This window comes from Ruegeria sp. ABV3_008, assembly GCF_056161185.1.
This window is the reverse complement of the sequence record NZ_JBSWYP010000012.1, coordinates 1-15935: the sequence shown is the minus strand read 5'-3', so window position 1 is coordinate 15935 and position 15935 is coordinate 1. Positions and strand designations below refer to the sequence as shown.

Sequence of the window (15935 nt, the reverse complement as noted above, 5' to 3'; positions counted from 1 at the left end):
CACTGGGCATCAGCGCGAAGTCGGCGCCGGCCCGATCCACGCCGGGCTGCGGGAATCAACCCCCCAGTTCCAGCAATGCCCGGTCGATTGCCACCTTGCGCGGATCCCCCTGCGGCAGGTCATCCGCCAGATCCCTTGCCCTGCCATAGGCGTTCCGGGCGCCGTCGGTCTCGCCCAGCACCGAATAGGCGTTGCCCAGCCGCATCCAGCCGTCCAGATCGCCTGGGTTTTCCTGCATCCGGCTCGCAAGCCGTTCGACCATCGAGCGGATGAAGGCCTGCCGGTCTTCGTCTGACATCTCCTCGGCCGCCGCCACCTGATCGGCAGTTGGGCCGGGCATGGAAGGGGCAAAAGCCGCCAGATTCACCGGAGCCCGTCCGATCGACGGGGCGATGCGGTTAAGCTGGGCCACAAAACTCTCCATCCATGGCCGGAACTCCTCTTCGGCGTCCATCCGCGTCTTCAGTAGGTCATAGGCCTTATCAGGCGATCCAGCCTGCTCCAGACCAATGGCTTTGTAGAATGTCGCTGCTGGGTTCGATGGGTCCAGTTCCAAGGCTCGTTCAAACGCCCGATCGGCCTTGGGCGTAACGACACCGTCATCGGCATAGACCAACGCCTCGCCATATTGCGACACCAGCGCTGAATTCGCATTGGGTCGGTCCAGCAACCCCTCGAACGCGTCTGCGGCATCTCCAAAGCGTCCCATACGCATATAGGTCTGAGCCAACAACACCCATCCCTCGGTTGGCCCGCCGGTTTCATCCGCCTCAAGCCGCGACTTCAGGCGCACGGCAAGGTCGGCGATTTCACGGGCTTCGGCCTGCTCCCCCTCGCGTTGGGCAAATGGCTGGCTGGGGATGTAGGGACTACCCAGTTGCCAATAAAGACCGGCTCCGAGCGCTGGAACTACCAGCGCGGCAAGTAAAATCAGCGCACGCCCGGAATGGCCCATTATCGCTTTGTCGTCCGATTGCCGGTCAATCGCCTTCAGGCGACGTTCTATCTCGGCTCTGGCGGCCTTGGCCTCTTCGGCTGAGATAATTCCTCGTTCCAGGTCCTTCTCCACTTCGCCGATCTGGTCGGAAAAGATGGCAGAGGCGCTTTCGCGTCTCGACAAGTCCGAGGTCTTGCGCCCCAGGCCGGAGAGGGCGAGCGTCAGAAACACCGCCACGGCCATGAATGAAAAGATAATCCAGATCATGCGTGCGGCTCCGTGAGTGAATGGTTTTCGGGATTCCGTTCTTCGCTCGCGCCGCGTTCCGTCTCTTGTTTTCGCGACTTCCGATATCGGCGCGCATTTTGGGTCAATACCGCTGCAGTCGCGATACCACCCAGCCCCAGGATGACGATAGGCGCAACCCACAGAATGTAAGTTGATGGCTTCCATGGCGGGTTGAACAGAACATAGTCGCCATAACGCGCAACCAGAAAGTCCATAACCTGCTGGTCCGTGTCGCCTGCCACCAGCCGTTCGCGCACAAGCAGACGAAGGTCGCGCGCCACGCCAGCGTTAGAACTGTCGATGTCTTGGTTCTGGCACACCACGCATCGCACCTGTTTCGAAATCGCCCGGGCCCGCTCTTCCAATACCGGATCTGCAAGTATCTCGTCGGGCTCAACCGCGAATGCCGGCTGCGACACCAGCATCGCCAGAGTGACCGCGGTAATTACAATGCGACGTATCATGACGCCTCTCCTCCGGCCGCCCGCGCCTGATCCAGCGCGGTGCGCATCTTTGAAATTGCCTCGTCGCCCAGCACCGGGCCGACAAAACGGAATACGACCTTGCCCGCGCCATCAATCACAAAGGTCTCCGGCACGCCGGAAATCCCCCATTCGATCCCGGCTCGGCCGTCCAGGTCGGAACCGATGCGCTCATAAGGGTTGCCCAGATCGTCGAGCCATTTCCGCGCGTCCTGCGGCTTGTCTTTGTAGTTAATGCCCATCAGGCGAATGCCCTCATCGCGTACCATACGCGTCAGCACCGCATGTTCGGCCCGGCAGGGCACGCACCAGGACGCAAACACGTTGACCACGATCGGAGCTGACCCGTCATTTTCCACCAGATCGGTACTGGACAGCCCGTGGGTATCCAGCCCTTCGACCGGCGGCAAGTCGAACTCAGGCACCGGCTGCGAGATCAAAACAGACGGGATTTCGTTTGGATCGCGATCGGGATTCAGTCCCCATAGCAGGAAGGCACCCAGGATGCCGGCAATCGTAATTGGGAACAGTGCAAATAGACGTTTCATTGCCCTACTCCGCCGCCACCGCAACGGAGCTCTGCCCAGTCCGTTTTCGTGGTGCACCGACGCGTAGACGCCGATCGGAGAGTGACAAGACACCACCAAATGCTAACAATCCTGAACCTATCCAGATCCAGACCACCAATGGCTCATACAAGATACGCAGGGTCCATTTGCTCTGTTCTGATTCCGCCGCCGGTTCCGATATTGAGGCGTAAAGGTCCCCTGCCAACGTCGTTCGAATTGCTGACTCGGTCGTACTGGTACCCGCCACGAGATAGGCCCTGCGCTCGGGTTGAAGCGTGGTGACATAAGCGCCATCGCGAAATACCGTCAGTGTGGCCGCGCGAGACAGATAGTTCGGACCGCGAAGCTGTTCCACACCGTCAAAACGCACGTCGAACCCTGCTATCTCAATCTGTGTTCCGGGCTCGGCAAAAGTCACGACCTCGGATTTCCAAGCGCTGGACCCGATAAAGCCGATCATACAGACAGCCAACCCCGCATGGGCCACGACCATGCCGTAATGAGAACGCGGTAGGCTGCGGGCCCGACGCAGGGACTCGGCCAACGGTGCCTCACCCAGCTTAATTCGGCTGGCCCACTCTGTCAGCACAGCGCCCAGCAACCAAACCGCAAGGCCGATCGACACTACCGCCAAGGCTGGGCCGCCGGTATCCAGATACCACACAAGCAACGCTACGAGCAGGCTAACCCCGGCCACCCATTTGAGCCGGGACAGAACACCGCGCAAATCCGCCCGCTTCCATGACAACAGCGGCCCAATCCCCATTACAACGACTAGAACCAGCATGATCGGCACGAAACTGGCGTTGTAATAAGGTGGTCCAACCGAAATCTTTTCACCTGTCACAGCCTCAAGCAAAAGCGGATAAAGCGTACCGAATAGAACCGTCGCCGTTGCGGTGGCCAGCAGCAGGTTGTTAATAAGCAAACCGGCCTCGCGGCTGATCGGGGCAAAAAGACCGCCGCCCTCCATCTCCGGTGCGCGTATGGCAAACAGCGTCAATGAACCACCGATCGCGACAGCCAACAGCGCCAAGATGTAAATGCCGCGTTCGGGATCGACCGAAAACGCATGGACCGATGTAAGCAAGCCTGAGCGGACAATGAATGTCCCCAACAAGGACAACGAGAAGGTCAAAACGGCCAGTAGGATCGTCCAACTTTTGAAGCTGCCGCGCTTTTCGGTCACAATGGCCGAATGGAACAGCGCTGTGCCAGCAAGCCAGGGCATAAACGAGACATTCTCGACCGGATCCCAGAACCACCAGCCGCCCCAACCCAGTTCGTAATAGGCCCACCAGCTGCCCAGAACGATACCAAGTGTCAGAAACACCCAGGCCGCCAATGTCCAGGGTCGGACCCACCGCGCCCATGCCGGATCGACCCGCCCCTCAATCAGGGCAGCCACGGCGAAAGAAAATACGATAGAGAAGCCGACGTAACCCAGGTATAGGAACGGCGGGTGCATAGCCAGGCCGACATCCTGCAACAGCGGATTTAAATCCTGACCATCCAGCGGTGCCGGAAACACCCGGTCAAACGGGTTCGAGGTGAACAGCATGAATGACAGGAACCCCGCGCTGATCCAGGCCTGCACTGCCAGAGTGCGCGCCTTGAGTTTCAGTGGGATGTTCCGAGCCAACAGAGACACACCCAGCCCGAAAATCACCAATATCAGAATCCACAACAGCAGCGACCCTTCGTGGCTACCCCAGGTCGCAGCCACCTTGAAAAGCATCGGTTTCAGCGAATGAGAATTGCTGGCCACATTTAGCACAGTGAAATCGCTGACCACGAAGGACCACATCAGAGCGGCGAAGGCGATAGCAACCAGCGCTGTCAGTAGGACCGAGGTCGCAGATGCCGATCGCATCCACATGACATTGTTCCGTGCTGCTCCAATCAAGGGAAATACGCTTTGCACCAAGGACACGGCCAGGGCAAGCGCCAGGGCGAACTGCCCGATTTCCGGTATCATTCCAATCCCTCCGGATTTCCGGTTTTGCGGCCTTGTCCGACAATCCAGCGCTGGAGGGTCAAGCGCATTATTGCCGCACCCCCTTCGGCTGATGCATGCTTGACGAGCGCAAATCTGGCCGGCGGCCTTGACCTTCCAGCGCTGGAGACCCCCACCATTTCGACTTCACCGATGGACGTACCGAACACTTTGTTTTCAGGGCAGGGACTCAGGAAACAAACGAACACGAGGGCATCATGACACGGAGCAACAGCAAGATTACGTGCGTCTGGCAACGCCTCCAGGCTGTAATACTGGCTGGGGGGCTGAGCCTTGGGTCAACTGCCATGGCCCAACCGGAAACCCGTCCGGCTGACAACGTGGCGATGAACCCGCAAGCCTCCAGCAACATGTCAGGTATGGGAAGCATGTCCAGGATGATGCGCCCCGACGCGGTGCCGCCAACGGGTGTCGTTGGCGGTATGCATCCACCCGAGGGTGTTTTGATGCCTGTGTTCTCTTACATGAACATGGAGATGGACGGAAATCGTACCGGAACGCAGTCGCTGTCTACCTCGAACGTTCTGTCGCAGTATCCGATCGCGCCGCTCAGCATGAGCATGAACATGGCGATGGTCGGCCTGATGTACGGTGTGACCGACGAGATCTCGGTGATGGCGATGCTGCCCTATACCCGCAAGACGATGAAGCACCAGACCCGCATGGGCCAGACCTTTAAGACCAGGGCACAGGGGTTTGGCGATCTGAAGATCATCGGCGGATATGATATCTACAAATCCGACGGGCAGGTGCTGGAACTATCTCTTGGCCTCAGTCTGCCGACTGGCTCGATAGACGAGACCGACACCACGCCAGCTGGGCCGGACCAGCTGCTGCCCTACCCCATGCAACTGGGTTCAGGCACCTACGACCTGCTGCCGGGCGTCACCTATACGGGCCAGAACGCGGATTGGTCTTGGGGCGCCCAGCTGGCCGCCGTGATCCGGATGGGTGAGAATGATGCCGGTTACACCTTGGGTGACGTCTATTCAGCAACAGTTTGGGGTGCACGGCGCTGGAATGACCAGTTCAGCTCCTCGTTGCGGGTGGTCGGCGACATCGTGGAAAACATTGACGGGTCGGATGCGCGCCTGAACCCAGGCATGGTGCCCACCGCTGATCCGACCCTGCGCGGCGGCCAGTTTCTGAGTATCGGAATCGGAGTGAATTACCTTGTGCCGGGGTCGGGCGTTTTGGCGGGCACGCGCCTGGGTATCGAGGGCGTGATCCCTGTGTATCAAGATCTGGATGGGCCCCAGCTTGAACGCGATTACGCAGTCTCCTTCGCGATACGCAGGGCGTTCTGACCCTTCAGCCCCAAACCGACTGTAAACGGACAATCAGCGCCGCCGCGGTGGTCAGAACGACCACTGACACCGCCATCAGTAGCAGGGCCAATGTCACAGGTCCGCCGCGCCCAGGTACGCGACGTGCCAGTTGGGCTGCAAATCCAGTACCGTGGGCGATCTGGCTCTGAACGACGGATAGGTATAGCGGCAGCGCTCCGACCAGCGTGGCGTACAGGTAAACGCCTGAGATGTTCTCGAAGTAGGCGGAGCGTACCAGCGTCGGACCGACTACCCGCAACGCCACTACGGGATCACCGCCGAAAGACCCGAACCAGTCTGCCGAAAGCGCGTAGATCAGCGCGTGCAGCGCGATGAACAGGACGGCCCGTAGCAGCAGGTCAATTAGCAGATACCGGGCCGGGATGGCCCCCCTGCCCCGCGCCCTTACCCCAACGGCGAAAAGAAAAAAGCTGAGATAATTTAAAAGGAAAACGACCGGCAACCCATTCGTCACCACCTGACGCAAAAACCGAACAAACGCGGGACCACTGTTCAGGAGGTGCGTCGCAAAGCCCGGCGTGCGCAAAACGAAGATGGCCAACAGCGGAAACAACGCAAGGCAACTGACGATCAGCGTGTTTCTGGCAAACTTCCAGAAAGGCAATTCAGTGGCAAAATATCTGTTCATTTCATTTAGTTTGCCAACGGTTCCAGCGCAATGTCGATGCCAATTGGTTTACAGACCTGCGACAGAACCTCCGATTTTATTATTCCGCAAGCCCTCTACCTACTTTACGCGCAAAATCTGTTACTTTTGCTCGTTACTTTTGTTGCGCTATCAGTTTCAAGTTACACTCGATAAGTATCCCTTATCAGATATGATTGATTTACTGGGGAAATGGACGCAGAATACAGTTCATGTGTCGGTTTTCCTTAACCACTGGACTCGCATCGGCATTGGTCCGTAACCCGTAGACCTCTGCCCCGCACCGGCAGCAAACCTTTGTCGATGCAGCACCGTAACCTGCAATTTTGTAAATATGTACCGGCACAAATTCAGTCCGAGTCTACTCGTAAAAAACCAACACAGCATAAGGCCAACCATGGAACATTTTGAAAACAAGCATGAGCAGTCTACAGGTTAGGGAAAATCGACACATGAAGCCCCCTGCCCCATACCTCCCCACTGTCTCCCCTGCCCTGTCACAGACAGACCAGGACGCGCTCACCGATCTCTATGTGCGCGGCACGCCGGAAAACACGCTCCGCGCTTATGAGCGCGACTTGCTCTATGTCACCGCCTGGAAGTCTGCGCGGTTCGGTGCGGCGTTGGACTGGCCGGAATCCGAGGCCACCGCCCTCGCCTTCATTCTCGATCACGCCCGCGATTTGAACGATGCCCCGGAAGACGACACTGCACGACAGGTGGCAGAGGCACTGATCGCGCAAGGGCTGCGCAAATCGCTGGCCTGCCCGGCCCCGTCAACGCTGGACAGGCGCATTGCCTCCTGGCTGGCGTTCCACCGGATGAAGAATCTCGCCAGCCCATTTGATGCGCCGCAGGTGAAACAGGCCCGGTCCAAAGCGCGTCGCGCTGCGGCCCGGCCCCCTGCCCCAAAGTCTCAGCACCCGATTACCCGTGACGTGCTGGAACAGCTGCTGGCCACCTGTCGGGGCAGCCGCCGGGATTGCCGCGACCGGGCAATTCTGATGCTGGGCTGGGCCTCTGGTGGCAGACGGCGCTCGGAGATCACCGGTCTGATGCGCGCGGATGTGTCACTGAAGGAATTCGACGAGAAAGGCCTGGTGTGGATCTCACTGCTGCAGACCAAGACGACAACCAAAGGTGAAACGCCGCGCCTAGTCCTCAAGGGCCGGGCGGCGCAGGCGCTGGTGCATTGGATCGAGGTGGGTGAGGTCAGCGACGGGCCGCTGTTCCGGCCGATCTCCAAGGCGGACCGGGTTCTGAAACGCCGCCTCAGCCCGGATGCGATCTATCAGATTGTCTGCCACCGGCTGGCCCTGGCCGGGCTGCCCGACGGCTTTGCCTCGCCCCACGGGCTGCGCTCCGGGTTCCTGACCCAGGCCGCGCTGGACGGCGCTCCAATCCAGGCTGCCATGCGCCTTTCGCTGCACCGCTCCATGGCCCAGGCACAAAAGTACTATGACGACGTCGATATTGCAGAGAACCCTGCAACGGATTTATTGGGGTGAACGCTTACGGATTGTTCGAAGAAGTCCAAGCTTGAGGGAGTTTTATGGCCGCGATGCCTATGTCTTGTCCCCTACCCCATCCGTTAGCGTGGCTAGCGCGGAAACATGTCGCGGCAGATCGCAACGAGAATGCAGGATATCGACGATGATCACCGTATCCGGCTGATCCAGGTAAACCAGGAAATGCTCTCCTGCCCGAACATATCTGAGATCCACCGCCTCCTCGACCAATATAGAACAACTGCGGCTGGACGCCCTGCCCTCTGTGATGGCCTGGCAGCGCTCTACTAGTTCTTGTTCATAAAGATCGGCCTGATGCGGCCCAAACTTGTCGAAGGTCCATCGCGCAATTTCCACCAGGCTGGCTTCAGCGCGGCGTGTCAGTCGAAAGGGTCTGGTCACGTTTCGGTTCGTGCCTTCGCAAAGGCACGACGGATCGCATCCGGGCCGCTGCCTTCTGCCAGATCTCCAGCCTGAGCCTGTGCCACACCCTCCTGCAGACCTGATATGAGAGACACTAGGCCCGCTTCTTCCCGCTCCAAAAGCCGAAGGCCGGCACGCAACGCTTCACTGGCGTTCTGATATCGACCGGACGCAACCAGCTTCTGCACCAGTTGATCCTGCGATTCTGTAAGTACGACATTGCGGGTTACCATGGCATAAGCCTCCTTTTTGGCAATATATGCCAACGAGACCGTCGGTTCAACGATTGAGGAGCCCAAAATCACTAATTCGAGCAAGCTGGTTTTATGGACGCTAATGGGACGTGAACACACGGATCATGTCTGTGATCCCATATGAATCCAATGACGGTAGAGACTTGCGCCAAAAGCCGCGCCGCGCAAGCACAGCTGCACTGGATCGAAGACAGTTCCCTGTTCCGTCGCAACTTATAGGCGCACAATTCCCGAAACCCCGCCCTCACGGTATGCCATTTCTTGGGCAATTGGCGAGCGGCTGACTCTAGCCGGAATGTTCGCGTGTTTTGCCTCTGCGCACAGGCTGAGCTCGGTGTATCTGACCCAGATCGCCATGCCATTCTCACCGCATCGTACTCCCGTACTGGCGCAGAAGTATTGTTACGAAGTTGGTATCGCAGAAAACTCGATAACGAAATTGTTGGCGAGAGAATTTTACCAATCAGCTCAACTAGCTCCCTGCCCTTCCCAATTGCGCGATTTGCGCCAAAAGCCGTTCGGCCTTCACTCCAACCCCATGCTAGAGGCGTTCTACTCAAAGCGGAGCATAGGGAGGAGTTTTACAGGAACACCTTCGCATGCCTACGTTAGAACTCCATCGACTGAAAGAACCCATGATCCCGCTCAACCGAGTTTACAACTGTAAACCACCCTGCTCTGATACAAAGCGTATGTAGTCCTCCGCGTTGGGAAACCTACAATATAGGCGAAAATCCTTGACTTAGTGCAATGAATCACGGCTGTTTATCTCAAGTGGCGCAAAAATGACCACATTCTTTAATTTGAGGCAACTACATGATTCCCGTGACACCACTTGCGGCAGAAAGACCATCGGCACTCGCCACGGAAATATCTGAGAGATTAAACTCGGCTATCCGGGAACATCTACTTGCTGCATTTGCCCCCGACAACACCAAATCACTGCGAAATTTTGCAGCGCCAGAAGCTGCTGAACTCCTAGGAGTATCAGGTCAATTCATGCGCAAAGTCCACGCAGAGGGAACGATTCCTGAACCGAATGACGTACGCAGCGGTAGGCGTTACTATACTGCCCAAGAACTTTGGGAGGCTCGCGAAACGCTTGAGAAAACCTCACGCAAAAAAGGGCGCTATGTCCCTCGCCGGTCTGAAGGAGAAAAGCTCCAAGTCTGGCAGTTGATGAACTTCAAAGGCGGCAGCAGTAAGAGCACCACAACAATTCACTTGGCTCACTATTTTGCGCTTCGCGGTTACCGTGTACTGGCTGTTGATCTGGATCCTCAAGGCTCTCTTACATCCATGTGTGGCATAAGCCCGGAAATAGAGTTTGACGGGCTGACGATTTACGATGCTATTCGATATGAAGATCCGGTAGATATGGCGGACGTCGTGCTTCCGACATACTTCCCCGGTCTCTCTGTGGCTCCGTCACGGCTTGTTCTTTCCGAATTTGAGACAGAATCTGCCGTTCACTCCAATCCAGACCATCCGTTCTTTACAAGAATACGGAATGCCCTGGCCCAGGTGGAAGGAGATTTTGACCTTGTTCTGATTGATAGCCCACCTCAACTAGGATTCTTGACAATTGCTGGGATGGCGGCCGCCAGTTCATTGCTTGTGCCACTTACACCTTCGATGCTGGACGTGTCTTCGACGGCTCAATTTCTCGAACTCGCTGGTGCTTACATGGCAGTCATTGAAGATGCCGGCGCTACGCTCGAATACGACAACTTCAAATTCCTGATAACGCGTGACGAACCAACAGACGTACCGTCTCAACAACTGGCTTCGTTCATGCGGGCACTGTTTCAGGATCGCGTTATGTCAGCTACAGCCCTCAAAAGCACCGCGGTCAGTGACGCCACAATGCTCAAACAATCAATTTACGAAGTCGTGCGGTCAGAAATGACACGCGCAACTTATGATCGGGCAAAGAACTCAATGGATGCGATCGGCTCTGAGGTAGAGCAAATGATCCATCAAGCATGGGGACGCAGCTAATGGCTAGAAAGTCGCTTCAGGAGATGTCGGGGATCGCAAACACCATCGCGCGCTCTGGCCCCAAGGCCATCGATAAAACTCCAAAACCCAATGCCCCTGCTCTTGGTGCGCTTCAGGGCTCTCTTGCCGCAATCAGGGAAATTGACCCTGCTCTGATCGACGACTGGGGGCCAGCCGATAGGCTTGGTGAGTTTACAGCTGTAAACACTGACGAAGAAGACGATAGTTTTGAAAGCTTGATGTCGAGTATACAAGACGGTGGCCAACAAGTTCCCATTCTTGTCAGAAGATCGAAATCCGACGGTCGATACGAGGCAATTTATGGACGGAGGAGGCTCAAAGCCTGTCGTGAACTTGGTATTAAAGTCCGCGCCAATGTTCAGGATATCGACGATGCTTCAGCGCTTCTCGCCAAAGGGCTTGAGAATGCTGCGAGGCGCAATCTTTCCTTCTACGAGAAAGCACGTTTCGCCGAGGCGATCCTGACTTCCGGGCATGACACGACAACGGTGCGGCAAGTATTGAACGTTTCGAAATCAGGGCTGTCTCACCTGACAAAAATTACGCAACATGTTCCAGCAAAGATTGGTGACATGATCGGCGCAGCCCCAAAATCAGGCCGCCCAAAATGGACCGTGCTTGCAGAGCACTTCGTTGCAGGCAAGCTAGCGGAAGATGAAGCTGCAAACCTTCTTGCAACCATTGAGCCATCGATGTCGTCAGATGATCGGCTGGAAATGCTCCTAAAAGCAGCTGCCAAACGCGGTGCAAGACAAAGAGAAGGTGCAGCAGAACTCAACCCAATCGAAGGCGTTACAATCAAATCTACCAACGGATCACTAACTGTATCGGTCAAAAGGACCGGAGCTAACGCTGGCTTCGCTAGCTGGTTGGACGAAAACATGGCTGAAATCATTAAGCGCTCACACGCTGAGTTTACAGCTGTAAACGCCAAGAAAAAGAACTGAGGACGAGCAGAAAGGAGGAAGGCAAACAAACAAAACCCCCGAAACCGGAGCTTCGAGGGCTGCTGCGCAAAGCGCAATTCTTAGATTAGACACCTAGAATCTAGCAGCACCCGAATCGCCATACAAGAAAAAACGCTCTTGAGCGAACGGGTAATTTTTGTCTGCCGATAGATAATCATGAAAACACTAACAGCATTGGCTCCAAGTGGAGCAACCTTGTCGGGAACGGCAGGGCAGGGGAGTAGTACGCCCAAAAAATGGATACTTCTTCGCGCCGTTGAAGAGGCGAGAGAACCTCTTGGGTTAAAGTCCACAACTCTCAATGTCCTGAGAGCGATGATTTCCTTTTTAGGCGGTGATCAGATTGCTGCGGACCAAGATGATCATCACATCTGCTTCGCTTCCAACGCGGCGATCGCCAAACGAACTCACGTCAGCGTGCAGACAGTTGAGCGTCATATCTCAGCGCTGGTTGAGCTTGGACTTATCCGCCGCGTTATGAGCGCAAACGGCAAGCGATGGGCACGCCGGGATCGACAGGGCAGGGTGGTCACCGCAACTGGTCTCTCCTTGATGCCCTTGTCTGAACGGCACGCTGAGTTCATCCAGGAAGCCCAGAGGCATGCTGATCGAGTTCTGGAGTTCACTGTACTCCGCGACAAGGTTTCCGCCGCTCTGGTGCGCCTTAGGGACCTCGTAGCAAATGACACCGCGATCTCTGATTTGATGACCAACGTACGCAATGCTCTGCGTCGCAAACCAGATGCGAATGTACTCAGCGAGCTGCTGGCAGAAATCTCTGTGGAAATCTCCGAGATAACACAGACAGATACAGAAAATTTGAGGGCCAGTGACAGTGAAATTGAGGGGCACAAAGAGGACTCTTTGAATCCCGAAGTTAAGAAAGAAAAACTTTCTCAGATTCAGGTTTCTCCAGACCAAATGGAGCGCAGTTTTCCACGGCTATGCGCAGAACTACGCTTTGCAAAAGATCAGCACCACTGTGATCAGCTTATGGATGATATCGCCGAGTATCTACGACTTGGCAAAACCTGGTATGCAATGAAATCAACGTTTGGCCCCGCTATTCGCTTTATCGTTCTCGGATACATCTTCCAACGTGCTGAGAACATACAGTCTCCAGGGGCTTACCTAATTTCATTGCTGGCTAAGATCGAAAAGGGAGAGCTGTCCCCAAAGGCAATGCTCTCGCGAACCTCCAATGCTACGTAACTTTGGGAAAGAGGATGAGGTTTACCGTTTTCAGATTACACATCCAATCGATGATCGGATTGAAGAGTTTGAAAAAGGTGAGCAATAGGATTGACCTCTATAAATCACGTAATCATAAATAATGAGCTATAGAAAGGAAGCTTATACCTCACGATGTGGAACTGGCAGAACCCTGACTGGCCGACTTTTCGTTACGACGCCGCAAGACTCGAACCATACGAGCAGCAGTTCCTGATGTCCTCAGGGGAAGTTCTTGGAGCGGTTCATCATGTGAACATATCGGATCGAGATCAATTGCGTATCGACCTGCTAAGCGAAGAAGCGATGAAGACCAGCGCGATCGAAGGTGAGATGCTGGATCGTCTCAGCGTGCAATCTTCCTTGCGCCGACATCTTGGACTGGCTCCCGACAGCTATCCATCCAAACCGCGCGAACAGGGCGTTTCTGAAATGATGGTGGATGTTTATTCCAATTATTCGGAACCACTGTCACACGACACACTGTTTCGGTGGCATGACATGCTTCTGTCCCATGACAGGCATCTGGAAACGATTGGATCATACCGGAGCCATGAGGATGCGATGCAAATCGTCTCAGGCAGGCTCGACCACCCAACGGTGCATTTCGAAGCGCCACCTTCACATCAGGTTCCGGCTGAAATGAACCAGTTCGTAACCTGGTTCAACCGGACCGCACCGGATGGTCCCGAACCATTGCGCGCGCTGATCCGGGCCGGATTGAGCCATCTGTATTTTGAGAGCATTCACCCCTTTGAAGACGGCAATGGCCGGTTGGGCAGAGCGCTGGCGGAAAAATCTCTGGCCCAGAGTATCGGTCAGCCAAGTCTGATTGCTCTTGCTTTCACGATCGAGCGAGAGCGGAAGGCTTACTACGATCAGCTTGAGTGTCATCAAAAAACGCTGGACGTCGCGCCATGGCTCGTTTGGTTTGCCGAGACAGTCCTTACAGCGCAGCAGGTGACCTTAGAGCGCGTTGGCTTCTTTATATCCAAGACGCATTTCTATGACCGGTATCGTGATCAGTTCAACGCCCGGCAAAGCAAAGTAATCGCACGTTTGTTCAAAGCTGGACCGGTAGGGTTCAAAGGCGGATTAAGTGCTGAGAACTATATCTCGATCACGGGAACATCGCGCGCCACGGCGACGCGGGATCTGCAGGACCTGGTAGAGAAGGGGGCTCTGACCCGAACAGGTGAACTCCGGTACACTCGCTATTGGTTAAAGCTAGATCGGGACGGGTAGGGGGCTGAAATACGGCACGAAGGGCGGGTGAGCGGCGTGGAAATGTGCCCGCGCTTTCAATTGGTCGAACTCTGAATTTAAATCAGTCGAAGAGGCGACCGAGGAGTTTCTCGAGTTCTTCCCTTTGCTCGACGTGCTTTTCCGGGTTGTCCCGGATCAGGCGCTCCAGATTGAGAAGCTTCCAACGCACGGCGGGAAGATTGGCGGCTTGCGGTCGATCTATTACGGCGAAATCCGGCGCGCCATCCTGCAGACTGAGCAAGAATTGTCTGGTGGGTTTGTCGAAGCGAGATTGGATATCCGCAATCAGTTGGTTGCGCGTCGTCAGTAGGTCATCCAGGCCGACGGCTGACTTAGTCATGCCCTCGAACTCACGCACCTAAGGTTGATCTAGGGCGATCAGGTTGGGATTCAACAATTCGTGTGCCGGACGTGCCGAACAGGCGATGTAGATCAGGAAAGTCCGGAACAGATCATCCGTCAGTCCTTCGTGTTCGTAGAGCAGCTTTACATCATAAAGATCGCGTGGATGCTGGCGATCCACGGCTGCGTGGAGCTTACCGCCGAACAAATCTTCGAATGAGACAATCTGCATTTCTGCATAGCCAAACGCGTCTGCTACGGCGTCGGAGACCGCCCGGGTTTCGGGGTCATGAACAACGCCGCGTGTGACAGGCGAGGTCTCGATTTTGACTTCTGCACCTTCCAGACGCGCAAGCACGCGGGTGGCGCCGCCCCCACCTCCTTTTATTCTTTGAGCCTTTGCCCCGCTGATACCCTTTTCGATCGAATTAGCGATACGATCCATGGCTTCGTTGATCTCGGCGAGGCTCTGTTCACGCTCTTTGATCGGCAGATATGTCAGGTCGATATCAACCGAGAGTCGCGGTAGATCGCGATAGAAGAGGTTGATTGCTGTCCCGCCCTTGAGCGCGAATATCTCTTCCTTCGCGACGTAAGGCAATACACGCACGAGAAGGGCGACCTGGGATTCATAATTCCTACGCGCCATTTTCTGCCCCTGTCGTGACGAACTCTTCGGGTACCATGATGCGATATCGCGGATGTATCCGACCCCCTTCGACCAATGCTCGATCCCCCGTCCCGAGGTTGAAGGCGTCAGCATCAAGTCGTTTGCGCCAGGGGTGATTGTGGCGATCCGCAAAAACAAAGAAGAGGCGCTTGACCTTTATTTTCTTACAGCTCAGCAAGAGCGCTGAGAGCAACTTAGGTCGTAGCGTCGTCAAGCCCTCGAACACCATGTCGAGGTTGTGAAAACTCTCATGGTCCGGCAATTCGTCCATGGCTTCCATGACCGCCCGTTCGGGGGCCGACATGCGCAGTTGCCAGTCCCACGGGAGGGAGTTTTCAGATTTTATGTCGTCAATTGTAACGCCAAGTGCCTGGTCAGCGAACAGCGACGTATTGCGCGTTTCTATAGGCGCATTGAGTGGCAGCTTCGTGAGCCAGTTGGGTATTTTGAAGCCATAGATCCAGACGGGGGCGTTGTTGCCCAAACGCAAGTAGTGGTCGTAGCCCAGTTGTGAGAGAGCGGTTTTGCCACCGACGTGAATATCATAGCCCATGATATGTTGCATCGAGATCAGGCAGGCCTTCCAGTCAACGGTGTTTGATGCGGGTGGATTGGGAACAGGTCGGCGGAAAACGCCGCGGTGAACGCGTTCGAGCCAGCCCCGTTTCACATAGTCGCGAAAGGTTTCGTAGGCTATGCCATGGGCGGTGAGCCATTTTGCATCGACGAGATATCCCGCGGGCACTGAGTCGAGAACTTTCTTCAGATTTTGCGATCTTCCAGCGTTCATGACGCCCTAAATCATATAATTTCAAAGAAAAGGCAAGAAATCTCTTCGAAAAGTGCATCTTTAAAGCGTCTATAGCGCTGAAATGTCAACGGCGGTGAGAAAGTCGGCCACGGGGCGGAGCAAAAGTCGTCCATTGCTTGGGTGGCCGACGCCTTGGCAAACGCGCTCCCAAAT

Annotated in this window: 14 protein-coding genes and 1 pseudogene; 6 read left to right on the top strand and 9 right to left on the bottom strand. The window is 55.7% G+C overall.

Annotation, left to right across the window (positions count from 1 at the left end; translation table 11 throughout):
• Nucleotides 1–55 precede the first annotated feature (55 nt).
• From ccmI to ACXAH8_RS18355, 4 genes are read right to left on the bottom strand one after another with little or no spacing between them, the layout of a single operon-like run.
• A complete protein-coding gene (ccmI, locus tag ACXAH8_RS18370; protein WP_170417878.1) occupies nt 56–1204 on the bottom strand; it encodes a c-type cytochrome biogenesis protein CcmI in 1149 nt (382 codons plus the stop codon).
• Entirely contained in the window at nt 1201–1689 is a 489-nt protein-coding gene (locus ACXAH8_RS18365) for a cytochrome c-type biogenesis protein (RefSeq protein WP_170417876.1), read from the bottom strand. The genes ccmI and ACXAH8_RS18365 overlap by 4 nt, the downstream gene beginning before the upstream one ends.
• Entirely contained in the window at nt 1686–2255 is a 570-nt protein-coding gene (locus ACXAH8_RS18360) for a DsbE family thiol:disulfide interchange protein (protein ID WP_170417873.1), read from the bottom strand. The genes ACXAH8_RS18365 and ACXAH8_RS18360 overlap by 4 nt, the downstream gene beginning before the upstream one ends.
• 4 nt (nt 2256–2259) lie before the next feature.
• Entirely contained in the window at nt 2260–4254 is a 1995-nt protein-coding gene (locus ACXAH8_RS18355; protein ID WP_170417870.1) for a heme lyase CcmF/NrfE family subunit, read from the bottom strand.
• Nucleotides 4255–4490: 236 nt separating this feature from the next.
• On the opposite strand from ACXAH8_RS18355, the gene ACXAH8_RS18350 reads away from it, so the two are divergent.
• Nucleotides 4491–5600 carry a transporter gene (locus tag ACXAH8_RS18350; protein ID WP_170417865.1) on the top strand — a complete coding sequence of 370 codons (1110 nt, stop codon included), beginning with the start codon at nt 4491–4493 and terminating at the stop codon, nt 5598–5600.
• A gap of 4 nt (nt 5601–5604) precedes the next feature.
• On the opposite strand, the gene ACXAH8_RS18345 is transcribed toward ACXAH8_RS18350, so the two are convergent.
• Complete coding sequence (locus ACXAH8_RS18345) at nt 5605–6270, bottom strand: hypothetical protein (protein ID WP_050605729.1); 666 nt, start codon at nt 6268–6270, stop codon at nt 5605–5607.
• Between the two features lie 470 nt (nt 6271–6740).
• Between ACXAH8_RS18345 and ACXAH8_RS18340 the strand changes: the two genes are divergently transcribed.
• Nucleotides 6741–7796, top strand: a complete 1056-nt coding sequence (locus tag ACXAH8_RS18340; RefSeq protein WP_475220177.1) for a tyrosine-type recombinase/integrase — start codon at nt 6741–6743, stop codon at nt 7794–7796.
• A 57-nt stretch (nt 7797–7853) separates the two neighbouring features.
• On the opposite strand, the gene ACXAH8_RS18335 is transcribed toward ACXAH8_RS18340, so the two are convergent.
• Nucleotides 7854–8198 carry a type II toxin-antitoxin system RelE/ParE family toxin gene (locus ACXAH8_RS18335; RefSeq protein WP_475220176.1) on the bottom strand — a complete coding sequence of 115 codons (345 nt, stop codon included), beginning with the start codon at nt 8196–8198 and terminating at the stop codon, nt 7854–7856.
• Nucleotides 8195–8452 (bottom strand): type II toxin-antitoxin system ParD family antitoxin, encoded by a 258-nt coding sequence (locus ACXAH8_RS18330; protein WP_475220175.1) that lies wholly within the window; start codon nt 8450–8452, stop codon nt 8195–8197. The genes ACXAH8_RS18335 and ACXAH8_RS18330 overlap by 4 nt, the downstream gene beginning before the upstream one ends.
• 837 nt (nt 8453–9289) lie before the next feature.
• On the opposite strand from ACXAH8_RS18330, the gene repA reads away from it, so the two are divergent.
• From repA to ACXAH8_RS18310, 4 genes are all read left to right on the top strand, one after another.
• Nucleotides 9290–10474 (top strand): plasmid partitioning protein RepA, encoded by a 1185-nt coding sequence (gene repA / locus ACXAH8_RS18325; RefSeq protein WP_475220174.1) that lies wholly within the window; start codon nt 9290–9292, stop codon nt 10472–10474.
• Nucleotides 10474–11442, top strand: coding sequence for a plasmid partitioning protein RepB (gene repB, locus ACXAH8_RS18320; RefSeq protein WP_475220173.1), 969 nt, complete (start codon nt 10474–10476; stop codon nt 11440–11442). The genes repA and repB overlap by 1 nt, the downstream gene beginning before the upstream one ends.
• A 177-nt stretch (nt 11443–11619) precedes the next feature.
• The gene (repC, locus tag ACXAH8_RS18315; RefSeq protein ID WP_475220172.1) at nt 11620–12675 is read left to right on the top strand and encodes a plasmid replication protein RepC; all 1056 of its coding nucleotides are present in this window, start codon (nt 11620–11622) and stop codon (nt 12673–12675) included.
• Nucleotides 12676–12828: 153 nt separating this feature from the next.
• Nucleotides 12829–13938, top strand: coding sequence for a DUF4172 domain-containing protein (locus tag ACXAH8_RS18310; protein ID WP_475220171.1), 1110 nt, complete (start codon nt 12829–12831; stop codon nt 13936–13938).
• 82 nt (nt 13939–14020) lie between these two features.
• Here ACXAH8_RS18310 and ACXAH8_RS18305 read toward each other — a convergent pair.
• Nucleotides 14021–14950: pseudogene (locus ACXAH8_RS18305) on the bottom strand (nucleotidyl transferase AbiEii/AbiGii toxin family protein).
• Complete coding sequence (locus tag ACXAH8_RS18300; protein WP_475220170.1) at nt 14940–15761, bottom strand: type IV toxin-antitoxin system AbiEi family antitoxin domain-containing protein; 822 nt, start codon at nt 15759–15761, stop codon at nt 14940–14942. Before ACXAH8_RS18300 ends, ACXAH8_RS18305 begins: the two are co-directional and overlap by 11 nt.
• Nucleotides 15762–15935: the final 174 nt, after the last annotated feature.